The organism is Glutamicibacter ardleyensis (assembly GCF_014644555.1).
GTDB classification, from domain to species: Bacteria; Actinomycetota; Actinomycetes; order Actinomycetales; family Micrococcaceae; genus Glutamicibacter; species Glutamicibacter bergerei.
The window spans coordinates 1-1,236 of the sequence record NZ_BMKX01000025.1 but is presented as its reverse complement, the minus strand read 5'-3'; the positions used below and the strand labels follow the sequence as shown (position 1 = coordinate 1,236).

Here is a 1,236-nt window from a genome sequence, read left to right as displayed (position 1 = left end):
GTTTAACGCGCCGTGATCAATGGGTTTTCAGAACCGCTTTTGAACTGCGAGAGCCATAGCATAAATATTGTTCATGCGAACTGGATCAACTCGACTGCCGCCGAAGGGAAAATGGTCCCCTTCTTGACTTTCTTCAGCCCAATAATTAGCAATGAAATAAATCTTGTTACTTAGGGTCAATTCCTTAATTAATATTTCAAACTTCTGAACAGCTTTTAGAAACTCGTCAACATGTTCCCTGTCTCCTAGTTTTAGAAGTTTAAAGCTTCCTTGATTCGCTTTGATTATTTCTGACTTAGTTAATTCCAGGCTGTTTGTAAGCACTTCCCCTCGTTCATTCATCCAGACCCCGCCACGTTCATCGACTAGATCGACGAGCATGCAGTCGATATCTTCGAAGTTTGAACGAATCTCACGTGGTAATGACGAGTTAGCATCTCCGACAAACGAGCTTCTTTGAAAATTTGATTCCAAATTAGCTGCGTATTCATCAAGATCGATACCAGATAGCCCAGTGGCGCCAAAAGCACTAACAAGGGATTGCCTAGCTACATATCCTGCAATTTCGAAACCTGAGTCAGTCATGAATGAAGCAGTGTCTCTTGAAACACAACTGCCATAAATAAAAAGCGATTTAGTCATCATAATCTTTCGTTAGTTAATTCACTAATATGTTTGTGTTTATATATTTACATTATTGTTCATTTGAATCTTATTAAATCTCATTTCGAAAGATTCATTAGCGAAGTTCTCCTTTACTTCAGACGAAGATCGTAGAACTTTTCGTGGCATCTCACTAACAAATTGCATAATTCTTCTTCAATGGAGTTTATGACACTTGCGTCCGGGTAAATTGCCCCCAGGACGTAATATTTCTTGCATATGTGTGGCCAGAGGACAGCACGTATGTGAGACGCAAATCCATGCCCCTTTCTAATTGGACTGAACCTTTGTAAAGGGTATTCATGGCCAATCCCACACGCATAACAAGAGTACTTTCGTGTCATCGTCTCATTTGAAGGCCTGTAGTGACCAATTTGAGGGACTCCTTGACAACGTCATTCAACCAAATAATCTTATACGCAACATGGTGAAAATTTCGGTTCTTCGTACAAGGCACGGTATCCGCCACCCCAGCGCAAACCTTAGTCATTATCGTATGCGTAATCATCCCCGCCCCCCGTTACCTTTTTAGTAGCCCCATAAATAAGTAGGATTTGGGGTGGTTGGCCTGTC

At 41.3% G+C, this 1,236-nt stretch carries 1 protein-coding gene; it reads right to left on the bottom strand.

The genetic code is table 11. From position 1 onward, the window contains the following. Window positions 1-27: 27 nt before the first annotated feature. A complete protein-coding gene (locus IEX04_RS18600) occupies window positions 28-645 on the bottom strand; it encodes a DUF6270 domain-containing protein (RefSeq protein WP_188687524.1) in 618 nt (205 codons plus the stop codon). Between the last annotated feature and the right edge of the window lie 591 nt (window positions 646-1,236).